This is a genomic window from Clostridium fessum (genome assembly GCF_003024715.1).
Lineage (GTDB): Bacteria > Bacillota > Clostridia > Lachnospirales > Lachnospiraceae > Otoolea > Otoolea fessa.
Map to the genome: position 1 here is coordinate 14,096 of NZ_PYLO01000004.1, position 18,815 is coordinate 32,910.

An 18,815-nucleotide genomic window follows, 5' to 3' on the forward strand; every position below is an offset into this window, starting at 1 on the left:
AAATCAGCTATTCATAATGCGCGAGAGCAGTTCCAGATCCTCTTTTTTGACCTTTAAGTTAGATGCCACCTCGGTTCCGTCCGGGGCGGTCACTTTTAGGGAAATGACGCTGTCCTCGCGCAGCGCGCGGGTGTAGGCGGCTTTCAGAAAAGGGGAAAATTTAGGGTGGCGGGCTTTGAAACGCGCCCACTCGTCCCGAAATTGCAGTAAGGATGAAAGATTCATGTGATTAAGTCCTTTCCGTTTTAATAACTGATGGTAGTGTATCATGCGCGGGGAAGGCATGTAAAGAGGAAAAATTATCAGTAACGAGAGGTAGACTGATAATTGTTCGCAGTAACGTAGACAGGAGAATCAAGATTCATGGAACAGGTACAGAAGAAAAATATACTAGGTACGGAGCCGATCGGCGGGCTTTTGCGGCAGTTTGCGGTGCCAAGTATTATCGCGATGCTGGTAGGCGCCCTTTATAATATCGTCGATCAGTTTTTTATCGGAAGAAGCGTGGGAGAGCTGGGGAATGCAGCGACGAACGTGGCGTTTCCGTTGACGATCTCCTGTGTGGCGCTGGCGCTTCTGTTTGGAATCGGCGGTGCGGCATCCTTTAACCTGACGCTGGGAGGCGGCGATCGGGAAAAGGCGTTATTTTATATTGGAAATGCGGCGACGCTTCTGTTTGGAAGCGGTGTGATTCTGGGAATTGTGGCGCTTTTATGCCTGACGCCGATGCTGCACTTTTTCGGTTCGCCGGACAATGTGCTGGCGTATGCCCAAACGTATACGGGTATCACGGCTCTGGGATTTCCATTTCTGATTCTGACCAACGGCGGCGGGCATCTGGTGAGGGCGGACGGAAGCCCTCGCAATGCGATGCTTTACAATTTATCCGGGGCGCTGATCAATACGGTGCTCGATCCGCTGTTTATTTTTGGATTTCATATGGGAATGGCGGGTGCTGCGCTGGCAACGATCATTGGACAGATTTTTTCAGGAATCCTGATTATCCGGTATCTGCGCCGTTACAAAAACGGACGGCTGACAGCGGCGCATCTTCGACCACAGAGAACATATGTAAGCATGATTACTTCATTGGGGGCGGCGGCATTTTTCAACCAGCTTGCGATGCTGGTGGTGCAGATCGTGTTAAATAAATCCTTGACCTACTATGGTGCGCATTCGGACTATGGGGAATCGATTCCGCTGGCGTGTGCCGGAATTATCACGAAGGTCAATCAGGTGTTTTTTTCGATCGTCATCGGTCTTTCGCAGGGTATGCAGCCGATCGCAAGTTTCAATTATGGCGCGAAAAATTATGCGCGCGTGCGGCAGGTGTATGGGTTGGCGCTCAGGTGGGGATTTGCGGTGTCGGCGGTGTCCTTTGCGTGTTTCCAGTTGATTCCGCGTCCGATCATCGGGCTGTTCGGGGAAGGATCGGAGATGTATTTCCAGTTTGCGGAAAAATATTTCCGGATTTACCTGTTTTTCACGTTCTTAAACTGTGTGCAGCCGATTGCGTCGAACCTGTTTACGGCGATTGGAAAACCGAAAAAGGGTATTTTCCTGTCCCTGACGCGCCAGATTCTCTTTTTGCTGCCGCTGATTGTGATTCTGCCGCTGTTTATCGGCATTGACGGCATCATGTATGCCGGACCGATCGCGGATTTTGTGGCGGGCGTGGTGGCGCTTGCGATGGCAGGCGTGGAGGTGAGACGGCTGCGGCGGATGGAAAGTGCGTCCGTGCATGCATAGGCGGATGGTATATTTTAGCCAGTCCTTCATATATTGAGGTAAGGAGGACGGGCTGATGAAGGAGGAACAATCAAAGCAGGATGTGAGGGCGCTGTTTCATTTTTTCTCCCGGAATATCCGGGAGCAGCTTCTGGCGCTTCCGCTTGAGGCGGATGGAATGGAAGAGGTACGGCTGCGGGTTAGCGCGCCGCTGTATTACATATATAAAAATAAAGAGTACACAGCCGGAAGTGGATTCCGGGTCAGCCGGGAGGATGTGGACGAGACGCTGCAATGCGCGGCTCGTTCTTCCCTCTATGCTTACGGGGAGGAAATCCGGCAGGGGTTTCTGACCGTGCAGGGCGGACACCGTATTGGCGTGGCTGGAAGGACGATACTGGAAAACGGACATATAAAGGCGATTCATCCGATAACCTTTTTAAATGTCCGTTTTTCGCATCAGATGATAGGGTGTGCAGCAAAAATACGGTCGATTTTGACGGATCCAGGGGCGGGAAGTATCCGGAATACGCTTCTGATTGCGCCGCCGAGATGCGGAAAAACAACACTTCTGCGGGATCTGATCCGGATGGTGTCGGATGGAGAAGAGGGAAAGGATAGGGGCTCTGCTTTGAGGGGGAGCTTTGAACGGTCTAAGGCAGGTGCAGGACATGAAAATAAAGCTGGAAAAATGGTGGAGATGAGGAAGCAGCATGGTGGAAAAGTGAGGGCGCAGACGGTCGGGGTGGTGGATGAGCGTTCGGAGATTGCCGCCTGTTATCAGGGAATCCCGCAAAACGATGTTGGCTGCCGGACAGATGTGCTGGATGCCTGCCCCAAGGCGGAGGGAATGATGATGTTGATTCGCTCAATGGCACCGGAGGTGGTCGCGGTGGACGAGATCGGCGGTGAGAATGATTTGGAGGCGCTTCGCTATGTGATGAACTGTGGCTGCAGGATTCTGGCAACCGTACATGGAAATTCGATGGAGGACATCCGGGAAAAACCGGGCTTGTCCTCTTTTTTGCAAGAAAAACGGTTTGAGCGGTATGTGGTGCTGGGAAATAGACGCGGACCGGGAACGGTGGAGGCGGTATATGATGCAGCTGGCGAGGAGCTCATATGTGGATAAAATTGCTTGGAATCTGCCTTGTATGTGTATCGTGTGCGGGGATTGGCGGGGGTGAGGCATTGCGCCTGATTGGCCGGAGGCGTTTTTTGGAGGAAGTAAAACGGATTGCCGCGGGACTGCAGGGAGAGATTGGGTATACACAGGCAGTTCTTCCTCTGGCACTGTGCCGGGCGGGGGCACGCGGGGATGGAAAAGCGGGGAAGCTATTTTTGGTGGCAGGAGAGCGGCTGGAAGCGAATCCAGAGTGTCCGTTTGGGAGTATCTGGGAAGCGGTTCTGGAAGAGCAGGGGATTCGTCCGATGTTAGGAACAGAGGAATGGGAGCTGATGTGCCGGTTTGGAAACAGCATCGGGTATCTCGATCTGGAAATGCAGCAAAAGACGCTGGCACTGTATCTGGAAGAATTGGAACGGGCGATTGAGCAGCTACGGCGGGAAGAGCCGGAGAAGAAACGGCTGTGCTGGGGGCTTGGGATACTAGGCGGGCTGTTTCTGGCAGTGGTGTTGATGTAAGTGGGGAAAGAAAATGGGAGTTAATCTAATATTTCGGATTGCGGCAGTCGGCATCCTGGTTTCCGTCCTCTGCCAGATCCTCAAACACAGCGGGCGGGAGGAACAGGCATTTCTCACAAGTCTTGCGGGTCTTCTTTTGGTACTGTTCTGGATGGTGCCGTATATTTATCAGTTGTTTGAGACGATGAAGGAATTGTTTGCGTTGTAATGTACTCTCGGAATCCTTCTGTGCTTGATTTTGTGAGATGATTTTTTGTCAGTTGAGCCCAAATTTCTGAGGCGTATGTTGATGAAATTCGGATGCAGCTGGCGAAAAATCAGCCGCAAAAGCGAGTGCGGGAAAGACTCCGAGAGCACATTGCAGGGAAGGACGGTAAAAAATGTCAATTTTAACCGTATCGGTTCTTGGGATCACGGCAGTTCTTCTGGCAGTCCAGCTCAAGGGAAAAGGCAGCGAGTATGGGACGTACATTGTGATGGCGGCGGGGCTGTGTCTCTTTTTCTATGCGGCGGGAAAGCTGGAAGTGATTCTGAAAACACTTCGGACGATGGAATCCTGCATCGGGATCAGTCCAGTGTATTTGTCGGCGCTTTTGAAAATGGCGGGAATCACTTATATTGCCGAATTTGCCTCCGGGATTTGCAAGGATGCCGGGTACGGTTCGCTGGGAACACAGATTGAGATATTTGCGAAGCTGTCCATTCTGGCGGTCAGTATGCCGATTCTGCTGGCATTGTTGGAGACGGTGAAGCAGTTTTTGGCGTAGGGAAGTGGTAAGTGCAGAAAAGCGGAGAGATGGTGAGAGCAGGTGACGGTGGGAACAAAGATGGTTGTGCGGGCAGTGAGCGTTATATTCTTGAGTGTATATTTGATGGCAGGAAATCATTTAACGGTGTCGGCGGCAAATGGTGAAAAGATATCTGAAGATTCGGATTTCAGTGTTTCTGGAGAGAACATGGATTCTCTTCTGAACTCACTGGATTTAAGCAGAATCGAAGCATTTTTAAGGGAAGCGGGAGGTTCGGCAGTCCCGGGGCTTTCATTCCGGGAAATCCTTTCGATGCTTCTCTCTGGCAATTATCAGAGAGTGGTTCGGATGCTGATGGATTTTTGCCGGACAGCCCTATTTCGGGAAATTTCAGAAAATGGCAGATGGATGGGGCAGGTCATCCTTCTGGGAATTTTAGGGGCGGTGTTCGCCAGCTTTTCGAGTCTCTTTGCCGACAGTCAGGTATCGGAGATGGGCTTTTATGTCACGTATCTTCTGATTTTTACACTGCTTGCCGCCAGTTTTTTGAATGGGGTGCGGATCACGCGGACACTGTTGGAGCAGCTCTTTGAATTTGTCCGGGTGCTGGTTCCTGCTTTTTTTCTGGCTGTCTCCTTTTCCGGGGGAAGTACCTCGGCAGCAGCCGGATATGCGTGGACACTTGCTTCTGTCAATGTGGCGGAATGGGTGTTTTTACGGTTGTTTCTGCCATGCACCCAGTTGTATGTCCTGCTGTCGCTGGCGGGACATTTAAGCTCGAAGGATTTGTTTTCAAAAGCGTTGGAATTGCTGGAACAGGGGATGCGCTGGGGCAGCAAGGCGCTTTTGGGAGTGGTGCTGGGCTTTCATGTGCTGCAGGGAATGATTGCGCCGTATACAGATTCGGTGCGCCAGACGGCGCTGCGGCGGGCGGTCAGCCTGATACCGGGAATCGGACAGGGCGCGGCGGCAGTGTCGCAGGTACTTCTTGGAAGCAGCGTCCTGATCCGGAATACGGTGGGCATCGGGGGAGTGCTTGTGCTGGCGGCGGTGTCGCTTCTGCCGCTTTTGAAACTTTTAATCCTCTATCTGGGGTGCCAGGGAAGCGCGGCGCTTTTGCAGCCGGTCAGTGACAGCCGGGTGGTGGAGGCAGTCGGCGCAGTGGCGAAAGGATTTTATTTTTTGCTGGCAGCAGCTGGTTCGGCGTTGGTGTTATTTGCACTTTCGATCGCGGTGGTGTGTGCGAGCACGAACGCGGCTTATTTTGCGGGGTAGAAGATGGAAGTAATTACTCACTGGGCGGGGAATATCGTCAGTTATCTTGTGTTTCTGACCGTTCTGACCGGGCTTTTGCCCGCACATAAGTATGAAAAATATATTCGCCTGTTTGCGGGCTGTATCTTGCTTCTGATTGTGCTTAAGCCGCTGACGGACGGGCTGCGGCTGGAGGAGCGGCTGAATTATCTGTTTACATCTCTTTCGTTTGAAAATGAAGCGGGCGAGCTGAAAAGTGAGATGGATGAGATAGAGGTGCGGCGCAGAAATATGGTTTTGAGCCAGTATGAGGCGGAAGCATCCAAGGAGGCGGTGCGGGTGGCAGCGGAAGCGGGATTTTCCGTGGAAAAGGCGGATGTAGAGCTGGAAAAAGATCCGGAGTCGGAGCAATTTGCCTCGGTGCGGAGTGTGACGGTGTATGTGGCGGGAAGTGAGGCGGGGATGGAAGCGGCGGAACTGGAGGAGAATCAGAGTTCGATGATTGAAATAGAAAAAATTCCCCCGATTGAAATTTCACTTGAACAGGAGCAGAAGCAGGGAGAACCCGCCGCCGCGCAGGCAGTTTCATGGATGAATGGGGAAAAGATTTGGGAGCTTCAGCAGCGGCTGGCATCGTTTTATCAGGTGGAGGCGGATCATGTGGAAGTCAGGATGGAACCTTGACAAGGAATGGGTCAAACGAAATGAAAAATGGCTGATTTTGCTGGTGCTTGGGCTGGCAATTCTGATCTTATATGCGCCGTTTGGGAAGAAGACGAGTGAGACGGGAGTCTTGCGGTCAGGGGAAAGATGGGCGGAGAGTGAAACAGAAACAAACTCTGGGCATAGAGCAGGGCAGGACAAAAATGGAAGTTCAGAAGAGAGTGGTTCGGATGTCGAAACAGGTCTGCCAGGCACTGCATCCAGGCAGGACACGAACCGCCTCTACGAGCTTCGCCTGGAGCAGCGGATCCGGGACGTTTTAAAGAAGGTGGACGGCGTGGGTGAGGTGGATGTGATGCTGACTCTGTTTTCTTCTTCGGAAAAGGTGCTGCGGGTGGATAAGGAGAGAAGCCGGGCGTCCACCTCGGAGACGGATTCTTCGGGTGGTACGCGGCAGCAGGTGGATGAATCGCTGCGGGAGAGCACCGTGCTGGCGGGAAGTTCAGGCAGCGGGGAACCGGTAGTTGAAAAAGAGCTGGCACCGGAGATTTCCGGTATCGTGATCAGCGCACAGGGAGGAGGAAATGCGTCGGTACAGAAGGAAATTTCGGAAGCGATGCAGGCATTATTCGGACTGCCGGCACATAAAATAAAAGTATTAAAGCGGGTGGAATAAAGGAGTATGCAAATATGAGAATGAAGATGAAACGCGTTTTCAGGAGAAATCAAATCATCATCACGACGCTGGCGATCATGATTGCGGCGGCGGGGTATCTCAACTATGCGGGAAAATCCGATCTGCCGGGGGCGGATACATATGAAGCGGGGGCGACCAAGATTTCAGATAGCGATATATATTCGGAAAATCAGGCGGTGTCCGGAAGCGTGGCGGACGGTGAATATGAGGAGATTGCAAGTCTTGACGATCCGGGAGAGGGAGATCCGCTGGCAGCAGGCAGTGAGGAGGGCACAGCGCAGGGGGCGGCGGACGGAGAGGAGGCATCTGCGGACAATCCGGCAGTCGATAACCCGGGCGAGGCGGTTTTGACAGGCGGAACCGGCGTGGCAGAGTACATAGCCAATGTACAGCTCAGCCGTGAACAGATCCGCGCCAAGAACCGCGAAGCGCTGAATGCCCTGATTAACAATGAAAATCTGGATGCGTCGGCAAAAGAGGCAGCCGTTCAGGATATGCTGGCACTCAATGCGATAGCGGAGAAGGAAAATGCAGCGGAAACGCTTCTGATGGCGAAAGGATTTGCCGATCCGGTTGTCAGCATCACGGATGGAAAAGTGGATGTCGTTGTCAACGCGCCGTCCATCACAGATCCGCAGCGCGCGCAGATCGAGGATATTGTAAAACGGAAAACCGAGATATCGGCGGAAAATATCGTGATTTCCCTTTTAAACCTGGGAGATTGAGGAAGTTCGGATGAGTTAATGTTCACGGGTAGGCACTTTTGGAACCGAAAGTGCCGTAAGAAAACGTGGTGGCAGCAGGAATTTGCCGTATTAAAATGCGAAGCCACGGCAAATTCCGTTACTGGGCACGTATGCGTGAACAGTAACTCGGATGAGATTCGAACCGGAAATGCCTTTGCAAACTCCTGTATTTTTGGTATAATAAAAACACTTAATTGAAATGTATTTCTGGAAGTATTCGAGCATCTGTTTTTTGTGGGAAGAGAAGATTCCGGGCGTACATGGAAGTGGTCAGGAGGGATTTGGAATGGCGAGAGAAGCAGAAGATAGAAGCACACATATCGTATATGAAAAGGACCGCATTGGAGAAGTGAAAATTGCCGATGAGGTAGTGGCGATCATCGCAGGTCTGGCAGCGACCGAGGTAGACGGTGTCGATTCGATGGCTGGCAATATCACAAATGAACTGGTCGGAAAGCTCGGCATGAAAAATTTGAGCAAGGGCGTGAAAGTGACCGTAACCGAGGATCACGTGATTGTGGATCTGTCCTTAAATATGAAATATGGCTACAGCATCCCGGCAGTCAGTGAAAAGGTGCAGGACAAAGTAAAGACAGCGATTGAAAATATGACCGGTCTGATGGTTCTGGAAGTTAATATTAAGATCGCGGGTGTCAATATGCCGGCGGAAGCATAGCAGGTTTCGTGTTTTCGTAGCTTTTCATTTTCTTAACACAAAATACTCAGTTTGACCTTGACGGGGAAAAAACCGTATGATATGATGATCGCGTTAAAAGGGAGTAGTTATAACCATGTAACCAACAGACCCTGAGGATAGTAAACCTCATGGTTACATGCCTTGTGTAAGTCAGATGGCAGTGTGTTTTTGTAACAAAAAGCGTGTGCCGTATGATTCAAATGTGAGGAACAAGACTTTTAGCATATGTGGATGAAACGTATGCTGAAAGTCTTTTTTGTTTTATTAGGAAAAAGCGTCCTATGAAACAAAAACACTCACATGGATGTATACCTAGCGCGAAGAAAGACAGCTGCCAGAGCAGGTGTATCCTGGCAAGGGGCTCCAGGAAACAGGATATTTATGAAGGAAAACAAAATTAACAGGAGGAACAACATGGAATTTTTATGGGAAGGCGTCATGGCGATCACGCCGCAGCAGGTTGTGATGTATCTGATCGGCGGGCTTTTGATCTGGCTGGCGGTCAAAAAGGAATACGAACCGGCGCTGCTTCTGCCGATGGGATTCGGCGCGATCATGGTAAACCTGCCATTATCCGGCGTCATTAACCAGGTGACGGAGGGCATCGGGGAGACACAGGGTATTATACAGTGGCTGTTTGAGACGACGATCAGCGCGTCGGAGGCGCTTCCGATTCTGCTCTTTATCGGAATCGGGGCAATGATTGACTTTGGACCGCTTCTGTCACAGCCGATCATGTTTTTATTTGGTGCGGCGGCGCAGTTTGGCATTTTCTTTGCGATCTGTGCGGCATCGCTGATGGGATTTGAACTCAGGGATGCGGCATCGATTGGAATCATCGGTGCGGCGGATGGACCGACTTCCATTCTGGTTTCCCAGATCATGCATTCCAACTATGTGGGCGCGATCGCGGTGGCGGCGTACTCCTACATGGCGCTGGTGCCAATCATCCAGCCATTTGCGATCCGTCTGGTGACGACGAAAAAAGAACGCCGGATTCACATGACCTACAGTCCGAAAAATGTGTCCAAAACGACCAAGATCGCATTTCCAATTGTGGTTACTATCATTGTCGGACTGATTTCTCCGGCATCGGTGGCGCTGGTCGGATTTCTGATGTTTGGAAACCTGATCCGCGAGTGCGGCGTGCTTCCGGCACTTTCCCAGACGGCACAGAACGAGCTGGCAAACCTGATTACCCTGCTGCTTGGCATCACGATTTCGTTCAGTATGCGTGCGGATGCGTTTGTGCGGGTTGACACACTTCTGATTATGGGAATCGGTCTGATTGCATTTATCTTTGATACGATCGGCGGTGTGCTGTTTGCTAAATTTATGAACCTGTTTTTGAAGACGAAAATCAATCCGATGATCGGTGCGGCGGGCATTTCCGCATTCCCGATGTCCTCACGCGTGGTGCAGAAGCTGGCGATGGAGGAGGAAAAGGGAAATATTATCCTGATGCATGCGGTCGGCGCCAATGTATCGGGGCAGATCGCCTCGGTCATCGCGGGCGGACTGGTTATTAAGCTGGTAAGCCAGTATTTGTAATATAGGTCTGTCGGGCAGATAAAATGGAAAAGGAAGGCTGCACTTGAATGATGAAAAATCAAGAGACAGCCAGTGCACTGATTGAGATGGAGGAAAATATCGGATGTGGAATAATTTTTTGATTTCGCTGGCAATTATGGGAAAAGGAATGGCGGGAATTTTCGTCGTTGTCCTGATTATTACGGCAGTGGTGCTGATTTTAGGTAAGTTAAAGTAAAATATAAATTGGAAAAAGTATCTTTCTTTTTTCTTTCAGTTTTATGCAGTTCGTTGACATTCGACAGAGGTAAATCTATAATAGAAACATTGTTTGTAAGAGTTTGAAAGGGCCAGAAGGAGACATGAGAATGAGTCAACGAAATAAAATTCAGCGCCTGCTGCGAAAAGGCGCTTTGGCAACTTGTTTATCCCTGTCAGTTGTGTGCAGCAGCTTATCGGCAGTTACAGCGTATGCAGGACCGGCGGATGATCCGGCAGCGGCAGCACCAGTGATCGGACCGGGCGGTCCGGGAACCACGAACGCGAATGCGGGACAGCAGGCGGATAATTCCTATTATAATCAGACGTTATCCAATCCGGTTGTCAATCCGGTGGACAAGTATTCCTATAGCCAGATGGTAAACGATATTTCGGCGCTGGCAAGCCGTTATCCGGGAACAGTGACAGTGAAATCGATTGGAAAATCGGCGGACGGACGTGATATCTACGATGTGATTGTCGGCAATCCGAACGCATCCAAGAAGATTTTGTTCCAGGGGGCGATTCATGCCAGAGAGTATATCGTTGTACCGCTGATGATGCAGCAGCTCGAGTATCTGGCAGCTGGATTTACGAATAATGGTACCTATATGACGCAGCCGCTTTCTAATATATTGGGACAGGTGGCATTTCATTTTGTGCCGATGCTGAATCCGGATGGAGTTACGATCAGCCAGATGGGCGAGAATGGTATCCAGTCGGAGGAACTGCGCCAGACGATGCAGGCGGCGTACGCGGCGGACAAGGCATCCAGCCGGACAACGGTCAGCTATGAAGAGTATATGAGACGCTGGAAGGCGAATGCACGCGGTGTCGATCTGAACTATAACTTTGCAGCAAACTGGGAGGGAATCAATGTGTCTTTAACTCATCCGTCTGCAAATGGTTATAAGGGAACCAACCCACTGTCAGAGCCGGAGAGCCAGGCAATCGCGAACCTGATTCAGGGAACGGGATTCAATGCGGTTATCAACTATCATGCGATGGGAAATGTGATTTACTGGGATACGCAGAACAACCAGAAAGCGGCAGAGTCCAAGGCGCTGGCAAACGCTGTTCATGCCTTGAATGGTTATTCCGTTCTTGGAAGCAAGGGCGTCGGCGGCTTGAAGGACTGGCTGCAGCAGGCAGCAGGCATCCCTGGTATCACGATCGAGGTAGGACGTTCCACCTGCCCGGTATCTTTCTCGGAATATCCGGCGATCTGGAACCAGAATAAGGCAGTCCCGGCAACGCTGGGATATTATGTGGCGACACATTGATGATGGAATAAAATGAAGATTAGATAGAAAAAGGATGTGCGACTGGAGTTGGAAGTGGTCGCACATCCTTTTTTGTTTCAAGATTTGGAACGGATCAACAAAAACAGGAAGCTAAAACTATACAAAATGGAAAATACATTCTTTTTTCAAAAATATGGTTGACAAATTCTGCAACATGATCTAATATAAAATCACAAAAGGAACAAAAATTCCATAACCGACAAAAAAGAATAAATTAAATGAAATGGAGGATTTCAACATGAAAACAAGAGAAGTTGTATTCTACAGCGAAGGCGCAAAGATGGTAGGAGATATTTATCTCCCGGATGATTACAAAGAGGGCGAGAAGAGACCAGCAGTTCTGTGTAACTCTGGATGGACTGGCGTTAATAAGTGCTATCCGGCACTGTTTGCAAGAGCTTTAACAGCAAGAGGATTTGTATGCATGGGCTTCGATTACAGAGGATTTAAGCCGAGTGAGAATGTTCATCCATGCCTGCCGAAGTACACAACCCTTGAGACAGAGGTTGAAGACGTGGCAAACGCATTTACCTTTATGCAGATTCAGCCGGAAGTAGATCCGGAACGCTGCGGACTTCTTGGATGGGGTGTCGGCGGTGCTGTATGCGTAACCGTTGCAGCGCGTGACAAGGAAGTAAAAGCGATTGCAACCCTGAACAGCTTTGTAAATGGCGAGCGCTGGATGCGTGACGGCATGGGAAATGATAAGTTTGGAAAGAGCGTTGCACGCCTCAGAGAAGACCGTATCAAGAGAATTACAACCAACGATCCGGTTCTGATGCATCCGTACACCGATTATCCGAACATCACAGAGAGCGGCGATTTCTATACAGACCATGTATTAAAAGAGATCAACGGCGGTATCGGCGATTCTGTCAACAAGGATAATGGCGAGGAGTTCCCGACCCCGATGAGCACTGCAATCGGCGAGAGCTTCATCCGTTTCAACGTAGAAGACCTGCTTCCGAGAATCGCACCGCGTGCTGTCTTTGTAGGTCATGGCTATTATAACGAGCTGCATCAGCGTGTAGAGGCGGAAGAAGCATACCGTCTGGCACAGGAGCCGAAGCAGTTATACTATGTAGATGGCAAGCACAATGAGTGGATGTTTGACGACGATCCGAAGTTCCAGGCACTGGCTGACGCGCTGGCAGCATTCTACAAGGAGAATCTGAAAGCATTCCAGTTTGGTTTACAGAAATAATCTATGGACAGAGAAAAAGAGATTGCATATTTAATGCAGGGAGCGTATGACCTCCATATGCACGCAGCCCCGTCCCCCTTTCATCGAGTTTTGGATGATTACGGGCTGTTAGAAGAAGCCGGGAGAGCCGGAATGGCAGGAATTATGCTGAAATCTCACTATGAGTCCACGATTGCGCGGGCAATTCTGGCTAATATCCACTGTGCTTCGTGTACGAAAGCCTATGGCGGTCTGGTGTTAAACTGGCCAGTCGGAGGACTCAATCCATATGCGGTTGAAAATGCGATGAAGCGCGGATGCCGTATCGTGTGGATGCCGACCCGGGACGCAAAGAACTCTTTGTGTTCCGGGAATATGCCGGGAGATTTCTTTGACCGCTCTGGAATCTCTATCCTGACCGAAACAGGGGAGCTGAGGGCGGAGGTTTTGGAGATTTTGAGGATTGCCAGAAAGTATGATGCGGCAGTCGCGACCGGGCACATCAGCCCGGAGGAAGGTATTCTCCTGTGTCAGGAGGGAATCCGGCAGGGAAACCGTATGGTTCTGACACATCCAGAATTTCCGCGGACGCGTGTCGATGTAAAAACGCAGAAACAGCTGGCAGCTCTGGGCGTTTATATTGAAAAATGCTGGTATAATGTGGCAGAAAAGGAATGCACGGCGCAGGAGATGGCAGACCATATCCGGGTAGTCGGAGCAGAACACTGTTTTATGGTAACGGATCGGGGGCAGACTTCAAGAGAACACCCGGTGGAAGCGATGAAGTTGTTTATGCAGACATTGCTGGATGAGAGAATCACGGAAGATGAGATTTATGTGATGACGCATACGGTGCCCCGGAAGGTGCTGGGAGAGTTATAGTAAATTTGATAATTGAATATGAAAAAATAAAAAGGTCAAAAATCAATTATAAGTTTACTTATAAGAATTCTTGACCTTTTTATTTTTTTCGAGAAGTACTTTTAAGAAGGTAAGGGATAATATAGTGTACTGGAAGGAGGATATCTATGGAATATACCAATATGTCGTTTCTATATGATTTTGCATTTATGTCGCTGCTGCTGATTATAGCCCAGTTCCTGCGTTCCCGTATAAAATTTTTGCAGATGTTTTATATTCCAGCGTCTGTTCTGGCAGGTCTGATGGGACTTGTCCTGGGACCGCAGTTTTTAAACGTGATTCCGTGGAGCGGTAAAATAGGAAGTTATGCTTATATGCTGGTATGTGTATTATTTGGCGGTTTGTTCCTGGGAAAAAAAGATAAAACCAATGTAAAACAGATTCTGACAAAGGTGGGCGATTCCTTTTGTGTCAATATGGGAGCTGAATTTTTCTGTTTTGGTATTGCACTGCTGGTAGGCGGCGCACTGATGAAAATTTTGTTTCCAAATGTATTTACAGAAATTGCCCTGCTGATGCCATCTGGATTTTGCGGTGGACATGGCTATGCTTCAACGATTGGAACGGCACTTAACAATTCACTGGGACGTGAAGATGGCGTTGTACTGGGGCAGACGTTTGCAACCGTGGGCCTGTTAGTTGGTTTGTTTGTAGGAATTGCCTGTATTAACTATGCAACCAGACATGGAGGAACACGTCTGGTAGAAAAAGCGGAATCTCTTCCGGAAGAGTGCCGCACAGGAATCGTTCCAGTAGGTAAGAGAAATTCGATGGGAGAAGAAACCATCAATCCAATGAGTATGGATCCGTTGGCATTTCATCTTGCACTCACGCTGACTGCAACACTGTGTGGTTATAAGTTCTACGATTTTTATAAACAGTTCTTACCGAATGTAGAATTACCGGTTATGTGCCTGGCAATGATATTTGGTGTCATTATTAACACGATTATAGGGCATACTCGTTTTAAAGACAGTATTGATGAGCATGTGGAAGGACGGATTGGTTCGATGGTAACCGATTATCTGGTTGGCTTTGGTGTGGCATCTATTTCTATTTCTGTTGTACTCGAATTTGCAGGTCCGATTTTACTTTTATGTGTATTAGGACTGCTGACCTCCCTGTTTTTAGTATTTGTAGTTGGACAGAAGCTGTTCCGAAATTTCTGGTTTGAGCGTTCTATTTTTGTATTTGGATGGACAACGGGTGTTGTGGCAATTGGTGTTACGCTGCTTCGAATTGTAGACCCGGAAGGAAAGAGCGGAACGTTAAATGATTATGGATATTCGTACACGCTTCAGTCCGTGATTGAGGTGTTTATCATTGCATTTACACCAATTTTGGCGGTTTCCATGGGATGTATTGCAGTTGGTGCGATTGAGACGGGAATAGCGGTGGTACTTTTCCTGATATGTGCAAAATGCTTTGGTGTACATAAGGAGAAGATGAATGAGCTTCGGGAAGGCGAAGCAGAAGTTATGAGTAAATAAGTTTTCGTATATTATGAAAAAATGTGTGGTTGGACATGAAAATGAATAGCCACACATTTTTTATTGATAGAAAATTCGCCTCGGAAGTTTATTTAATGTAGGTGAAATAAAGGAGAATGATGGGAGGAAGAAAATCTCCCATTTTTATGGTGAAGTGCATTGACACCCCAGATCCCCAGAAGTACGAGTACAAGACCAAAGAATTCACGGAAGCCGAAAGGCTCTCTCAGAATAATAACGCCTGTAAGTACAGCTGTAGCAGTGGAGATGCCGCTGAAGCTGGATGCAGTAGCCATGGTCATATGGGTAAAAATTACATTCCGCAGTGCTGATGCATAAAGTGAGGAGCCAATGGATAAGGCAAGAAGGCAGCCGATGATAACAGGATCCGAGAGCGGACGAAATAATTCGGTGAGCTCGTTAGAAACCAGGTGCTTTATCAGAGAAATACTTCCATAAATAGCAAACATAGCGAAGCTCATGGCATAGGTAATGTCCAGAGGTGTCAGATGGTTTCCGAGCTTCCGGATACAGAGATTTAAGGAGGAGGACATAAAGGCAGCCATCAACAACAGGAAAAAGCCCCATACGGTTGCAGCTTTATCCTCAGAATTTCCGGCAACAATGAAAACACCTAAAAAGCTAAGAAGAATAAAGAAAAATTGTCCTGCAGAGGGCTTTTCATGGAAAAACGGAATGGCAAGTAAGGTGGTAATTAGCGGGATTAATGCCAGAACCACACTTGCTTTCCCAGAAGGATAGAAGCACATGCCGGTGGTTTCAAAAAAGCCATTAAGCAGCTGGAAAATACAGATAGGAAGAATAGATATGCCCATATCACGAAGAGAACGCAGATGAATTCGTCCGGTATGTTTTAAGGCGTAAAGTATCACAAGACAGATTGCAAAACGAAGCGCAATTAGTAGTGCAGTATCTCCATTTAGGCGTGCAGTTAAGATTTTTAGCGGTAAATAAGAGATACCGAATAAGAAATTGTATAGGATAGCTCCCAAGATTGGATTAGTTTGTGCAAATTTCATGACATCCCTTTCAATATGATATAATATGAGCACTTAGTGAGGTGTTTTCGAACTTAGTGCGAGTCATATCTAAGCACTTAATGAAGCCGAGCCAAAGGCGAAAGCTGAATTTAGTACTTATGATATAATGATAAATGGTTCAATATAGGAAATATATGTTAAAGAAACCTCTGTAATCAAGGAAGAATTGCAGAGGTTTCTTTATTTTTTATGTTTTTAAATTTTATGTGAATGTTTTTAATTTGAAAGGCTATGCCTTATCAGAACTGCCAGCGTCTGTTTTGTCAAATTTCTTATAATTTTTAATCAGAATTCCCAGACTGGCGGTTGCGCCGATCATGATGAGGGCGGCGAACATTCCGCCGAAGTTTGCGATGATCTTGACACCATTGACACCAACGGTTGCGATCATGATATAGCCGACTGCCATCGGAACGACACACCATACAAGCTTTAACCACATCGGGGAGTCCGGGGAGTCTGGGTTGATGCCCTGTGTAGAGATACCAGCCATGGCGATGCAGTTGGAGTTGCAGGCGGTAATGGTGCTGAGGAAGATCAGAACCACGAATAACGGGATGATCAGATTTCCAAGTGGAAGTGCGCCTAACATATCATAAGGAACATTTTCAACACCGCGGTCATAAGATGCAACGAGGTCGAACAGTCCGGAGGTCTGTACCCACAGGGAAGTACCGCTGACTAAAACCATCCAGATAGCACTGACAGAAGCACAAAGACCTACATATAATCCAAGAACGTGTTTTACCTTGCGTCCATAAGCGATCTGTCCCATGAAAGCTCCGGAGGTCGGTGCCCATGCCATCCAACTGAACCAGTAGAACGTGGTCCACCACTGCGGCCACTGGGTTCCAACGGATTCACCGGTGATTAAGATACGTTCAATAAAGGTACCTGCGAAACCACCCAATGCCTCGGTAGAGAGGTTGAACAGGAAGGAGGCATTTGAAAATACCAGCAGGAAAATCAGGAAAATGGCAAAGCCGTATACATTGATATTGGAAACGTGCTTCATGGCTTTCTGGATACCGGAAACAGCAGTTGCAACGGTAACGGCTGCAACCACGATGCCAACCATAAACCAGAGTCGGGCATTAGACGGAAGACCGAATATTTTAGAGATACCGCCGGAAATATTCATGAATGCCTGTGCGACGGAACCAGCCATACCGGCGCCGATGGCAAATAAGGTGATTGCGTCGATGGTTTGCATCCAGCGAGGATGGTAGCAGCGGTCGCCCAGAAGAGGGGAAACTTCACTGGCGATGGAATACGGCTTTTTTGCGTTATAATACATGAAAGCAAATACAACAGCCGGAACCGTATACATACAATACGGAACGATCGTCCAGTGAAGGAACATGGTTTCCATGGCAAATTTCAGGGAACCGCTGGTAGAAGGTTCAACGCCGTATAATTCGGTCGGCGGATACGCGTAATGTGCGATCGGTTCTCCTGGTCCCCAGAAGAGGACACCGGCTGCCATGGTCGTTGTAAGGGCGATAGTAAACCAGGAAAAATTGCTCAGTTCTGGTTTGGCGTCCTCACCGCCGATTCGTACATCGCCAAATTTGGAAAACATGGCAACAACGGCGACGATTACGATTGCAAGGGCGAGAATGCTGGCAGCCCAGCCGAGATTTTTGATGATCCAGTTGTTGATATTATTGATGACTCCCAGAAAAGTTTCCTGATCGACAAGGCTTAAAACAAGGAACGCGACCAGAATAATAAATGGCGGGAAAAAGGTCATGATGCGAATTTTTGAGTTTTCATTTTTAGCATTTTTATCAGTCATTTATGATTCCTCCTTGTAGGGTGTATCCCAGATAGGACGATAGTCCTCCGGGTGGCGGTCGGTCAGAACGGTATTAAAATCACGTTCTTTTGCAATCCGGTTTAAATCAACGCTTCCATATAAAATAGCTTCTTCCTGGACGCCGCAGCTGTCAATCCGTTCTCCAATAGGACTTACCAGCTGGCTTTTTCCTGCGAAGATCTCATCGCCGGACAATCCACAGCGGTTGACTGCGGCTATGTATACAAGATTGTCCAGGGCACGGCACGCAAGGTTTAAATCCCACCATTCTTTGAAATAGTAGCTGGCGCGCCATGCGGCCGGGACTAAAACCAGTTCGGCACCGGCCAGTGTCAGCAGGCGGACGGTTTCTGGAAAGCATACGTCGTAGCAGATGACGACGCCGATCTTTCCGAGTTTTGTCTCAAAGACCGGGTACTGGGTGCCGCGCTGCAGATAAGTTCGTTCGTCTCCGACGGGATGCGTTTTTGAATAATGCCCGAGAATCGTGCCGGTATCATCGATCAAAAAAGCAGAGTTTTCGACTCCAGATGGGGTGGAAAAAAGAATCGGAGCCAGAATAAAGACTGAAAGTTCCTTTGCCAGACTACGCATCCGTGTCAAGGAAGGTCCATCTTCGATTTCGGCGAGCTTCATCATATCTGGGATGCAGGTGCCGAGATAGCCGACATTAAATACCTCTGGCAGACAAATCAATTTTGCCCCGTGAGCGGCTGCTTCCCGGATCTGTTTCTCTGCTTTGTCAAGATTATTAGAAACATGGAACAAATCGCAGTTCATCTGGAGCATGGCGATTTGGTAAGGTGATCGAGTTTGTTGCATTTGAGTATCCCCTTCCTAAAATAGAATATTTATTCCATAAACGACATTTATGATATGATTATAGAATTTGTAAAGGAATAAATCAACCAAAATACAATAATAAAGAATAAAATTTACCTTTTTTACAAAGAAATCCTCCGAAATTTGTCTGCTTTGACGAAAAACAAATGTCAAATTGACGAATTTCTAAGGAAAGTATATAATAAAACCAAACGAAAATCGAGTGAGAATCTTGGAATGAATGAGGAT

Annotated in this window: 19 protein-coding genes; 15 read left to right on the plus strand and 4 right to left on the minus strand. The window is 48.4% G+C overall.

Translation table 11 applies throughout. The annotated features are described in order from the left end of the window. Positions 1-3: 3 nt before the first annotated feature. Positions 4-225 (minus strand): hypothetical protein, encoded by a 222-nt coding sequence (locus C7U56_RS11380; protein WP_107001315.1) that lies wholly within the window; start codon positions 223-225, stop codon positions 4-6. A gap of 138 nt (positions 226-363) precedes the next feature. On the opposite strand from C7U56_RS11380, the gene C7U56_RS11385 reads away from it, so the two are divergent. The 15 genes from C7U56_RS11385 to C7U56_RS11455 all read left to right on the plus strand — a co-directional run bounded on the left by C7U56_RS11385 (position 364) and on the right by C7U56_RS11455 (position 14,864). After that, positions 364-1,749: an MATE family efflux transporter gene (locus C7U56_RS11385; RefSeq protein ID WP_107001316.1), complete on the plus strand. Its 1,386-nt coding sequence runs from the start codon at positions 364-366 to the stop codon at positions 1,747-1,749. Between the two features lie 55 nt (positions 1,750-1,804). Beyond that, entirely contained in the window at positions 1,805-2,860 is a 1,056-nt protein-coding gene (locus C7U56_RS11390; protein ID WP_107001317.1) for a stage III sporulation protein AA, read from the plus strand. Beyond that, a complete protein-coding gene (locus C7U56_RS11395) occupies positions 2,851-3,372 on the plus strand; it encodes a stage III sporulation protein AB (RefSeq protein ID WP_107001318.1) in 522 nt (173 codons plus the stop codon). Before C7U56_RS11390 ends, C7U56_RS11395 begins: the two co-directional genes overlap by 10 nt. Positions 3,373-3,385: 13 nt before the next feature. Continuing rightward, the gene (gene spoIIIAC / locus C7U56_RS11400; RefSeq protein ID WP_022359269.1) at positions 3,386-3,580 is read left to right on the plus strand and encodes a stage III sporulation protein AC; all 195 of its coding nucleotides are present in this window, start codon (positions 3,386-3,388) and stop codon (positions 3,578-3,580) included. A gap of 172 nt (positions 3,581-3,752) precedes the next feature. Then, positions 3,753-4,139: a SpoIIIAC/SpoIIIAD family protein gene (locus C7U56_RS11405; RefSeq protein ID WP_107001319.1), complete on the plus strand. Its 387-nt coding sequence runs from the start codon at positions 3,753-3,755 to the stop codon at positions 4,137-4,139. A 48-nt stretch (positions 4,140-4,187) separates the two neighbouring features. After that, positions 4,188-5,396: a stage III sporulation protein AE gene (locus tag C7U56_RS11410; RefSeq protein ID WP_107001320.1), complete on the plus strand. Its 1,209-nt coding sequence runs from the start codon at positions 4,188-4,190 to the stop codon at positions 5,394-5,396. A 3-nt stretch (positions 5,397-5,399) separates the two neighbouring features. Next, a complete protein-coding gene (locus C7U56_RS11415; RefSeq protein WP_107001321.1) occupies positions 5,400-6,059 on the plus strand; it encodes a stage III sporulation protein AF in 660 nt (219 codons plus the stop codon). Continuing rightward, positions 6,034-6,714, plus strand: a complete 681-nt coding sequence (locus C7U56_RS11420) for a stage III sporulation protein AG (protein ID WP_107001322.1) — start codon at positions 6,034-6,036, stop codon at positions 6,712-6,714. Before C7U56_RS11415 ends, C7U56_RS11420 begins: the two co-directional genes overlap by 26 nt. Positions 6,715-6,728: 14 nt before the next feature. After that, positions 6,729-7,460, plus strand: a complete 732-nt coding sequence (locus C7U56_RS11425) for a SpoIIIAH-like family protein (RefSeq protein ID WP_353885918.1) — start codon at positions 6,729-6,731, stop codon at positions 7,458-7,460. A gap of 307 nt (positions 7,461-7,767) precedes the next feature. Further along, positions 7,768-8,157, plus strand: a complete 390-nt coding sequence (locus tag C7U56_RS11430) for an Asp23/Gls24 family envelope stress response protein (protein ID WP_107001323.1) — start codon at positions 7,768-7,770, stop codon at positions 8,155-8,157. Between the two features lie 435 nt (positions 8,158-8,592). Continuing rightward, a complete protein-coding gene (locus C7U56_RS11435) occupies positions 8,593-9,729 on the plus strand; it encodes a sodium ion-translocating decarboxylase subunit beta (RefSeq protein WP_107001324.1) in 1,137 nt (378 codons plus the stop codon). 347 nt (positions 9,730-10,076) lie between these two features. Beyond that, positions 10,077-11,249, plus strand: a complete 1,173-nt coding sequence (locus tag C7U56_RS11440) for a M14 family zinc carboxypeptidase (protein ID WP_107001325.1) — start codon at positions 10,077-10,079, stop codon at positions 11,247-11,249. A 259-nt stretch (positions 11,250-11,508) separates the two neighbouring features. Next, on the plus strand, positions 11,509-12,474 hold the full coding sequence (locus tag C7U56_RS11445) for an alpha/beta hydrolase (protein WP_107001326.1): 966 nt from the start codon (positions 11,509-11,511) through the stop codon (positions 12,472-12,474). 3 nt (positions 12,475-12,477) lie between these two features. Continuing rightward, positions 12,478-13,335 carry a DUF6282 family protein gene (locus C7U56_RS11450; RefSeq protein WP_107001327.1) on the plus strand — a complete coding sequence of 286 codons (858 nt, stop codon included), beginning with the start codon at positions 12,478-12,480 and terminating at the stop codon, positions 13,333-13,335. Between the two features lie 146 nt (positions 13,336-13,481). After that, positions 13,482-14,864, plus strand: a complete 1,383-nt coding sequence (locus tag C7U56_RS11455; protein ID WP_107001328.1) for a sodium/glutamate symporter — start codon at positions 13,482-13,484, stop codon at positions 14,862-14,864. Between the two features lie 92 nt (positions 14,865-14,956). Here the strand turns inward: C7U56_RS11455 and C7U56_RS11460 are convergent, their stop codons facing one another. The 3 genes from C7U56_RS11460 to C7U56_RS11470 all read right to left on the minus strand — a co-directional run bounded on the left by C7U56_RS11460 (position 14,957) and on the right by C7U56_RS11470 (position 18,566). After that, positions 14,957-15,904, minus strand: a complete 948-nt coding sequence (locus tag C7U56_RS11460; protein ID WP_107001329.1) for a DMT family transporter — start codon at positions 15,902-15,904, stop codon at positions 14,957-14,959. 250 nt (positions 15,905-16,154) lie between these two features. Then, positions 16,155-17,723 (minus strand): BCCT family transporter, encoded by a 1,569-nt coding sequence (locus C7U56_RS11465; RefSeq protein WP_107001330.1) that lies wholly within the window; start codon positions 17,721-17,723, stop codon positions 16,155-16,157. After that, positions 17,724-18,566, minus strand: coding sequence for a carbon-nitrogen hydrolase family protein (locus C7U56_RS11470; RefSeq protein WP_233430262.1), 843 nt, complete (start codon positions 18,564-18,566; stop codon positions 17,724-17,726). Positions 18,567-18,815 lie beyond the last annotated feature (249 nt).

Excerpts from the sequence above, each read along its gene's own strand:
- C7U56_RS11380 (WP_107001315.1), bottom strand. The coding sequence starts at position 225 with ATGAATCTTTCATCCTTACTGCAATTTCGGGACGAGTGGGCGCGTTTC.
- C7U56_RS11385 (WP_107001316.1), top strand. The coding sequence starts at position 364 with ATGGAACAGGTACAGAAGAAAAATATACTAGGTACGGAGCCGATCGGC.
- C7U56_RS11390 (WP_107001317.1), top strand. The coding sequence starts at position 1,805 with ATGAAGGAGGAACAATCAAAGCAGGATGTGAGGGCGCTGTTTCATTTT.
- C7U56_RS11395 (WP_107001318.1), top strand. The coding sequence starts at position 2,851 with ATGTGGATAAAATTGCTTGGAATCTGCCTTGTATGTGTATCGTGTGCG.
- spoIIIAC (WP_022359269.1), top strand. The coding sequence starts at position 3,386 with ATGGGAGTTAATCTAATATTTCGGATTGCGGCAGTCGGCATCCTGGTT.
- C7U56_RS11405 (WP_107001319.1), top strand. The coding sequence starts at position 3,753 with ATGTCAATTTTAACCGTATCGGTTCTTGGGATCACGGCAGTTCTTCTG.
- C7U56_RS11415 (WP_107001321.1), top strand. The coding sequence starts at position 5,400 with ATGGAAGTAATTACTCACTGGGCGGGGAATATCGTCAGTTATCTTGTG.
- C7U56_RS11420 (WP_107001322.1), top strand. The coding sequence starts at position 6,034 with ATGTGGAAGTCAGGATGGAACCTTGACAAGGAATGGGTCAAACGAAAT.
- C7U56_RS11425 (WP_353885918.1), top strand. The coding sequence starts at position 6,729 with ATGAGAATGAAGATGAAACGCGTTTTCAGGAGAAATCAAATCATCATC.
- C7U56_RS11430 (WP_107001323.1), top strand. The coding sequence starts at position 7,768 with ATGGCGAGAGAAGCAGAAGATAGAAGCACACATATCGTATATGAAAAG.
- C7U56_RS11435 (WP_107001324.1), top strand. The coding sequence starts at position 8,593 with ATGGAATTTTTATGGGAAGGCGTCATGGCGATCACGCCGCAGCAGGTT.
- C7U56_RS11440 (WP_107001325.1), top strand. The coding sequence starts at position 10,077 with ATGAGTCAACGAAATAAAATTCAGCGCCTGCTGCGAAAAGGCGCTTTG.
- C7U56_RS11445 (WP_107001326.1), top strand. The coding sequence starts at position 11,509 with ATGAAAACAAGAGAAGTTGTATTCTACAGCGAAGGCGCAAAGATGGTA.
- C7U56_RS11450 (WP_107001327.1), top strand. The coding sequence starts at position 12,478 with ATGGACAGAGAAAAAGAGATTGCATATTTAATGCAGGGAGCGTATGAC.
- C7U56_RS11455 (WP_107001328.1), top strand. The coding sequence starts at position 13,482 with ATGGAATATACCAATATGTCGTTTCTATATGATTTTGCATTTATGTCG.
- C7U56_RS11460 (WP_107001329.1), bottom strand. The coding sequence starts at position 15,904 with ATGAAATTTGCACAAACTAATCCAATCTTGGGAGCTATCCTATACAAT.
- C7U56_RS11465 (WP_107001330.1), bottom strand. The coding sequence starts at position 17,723 with ATGACTGATAAAAATGCTAAAAATGAAAACTCAAAAATTCGCATCATG.
- C7U56_RS11470 (WP_233430262.1), bottom strand. The coding sequence starts at position 18,566 with ATGCAACAAACTCGATCACCTTACCAAATCGCCATGCTCCAGATGAAC.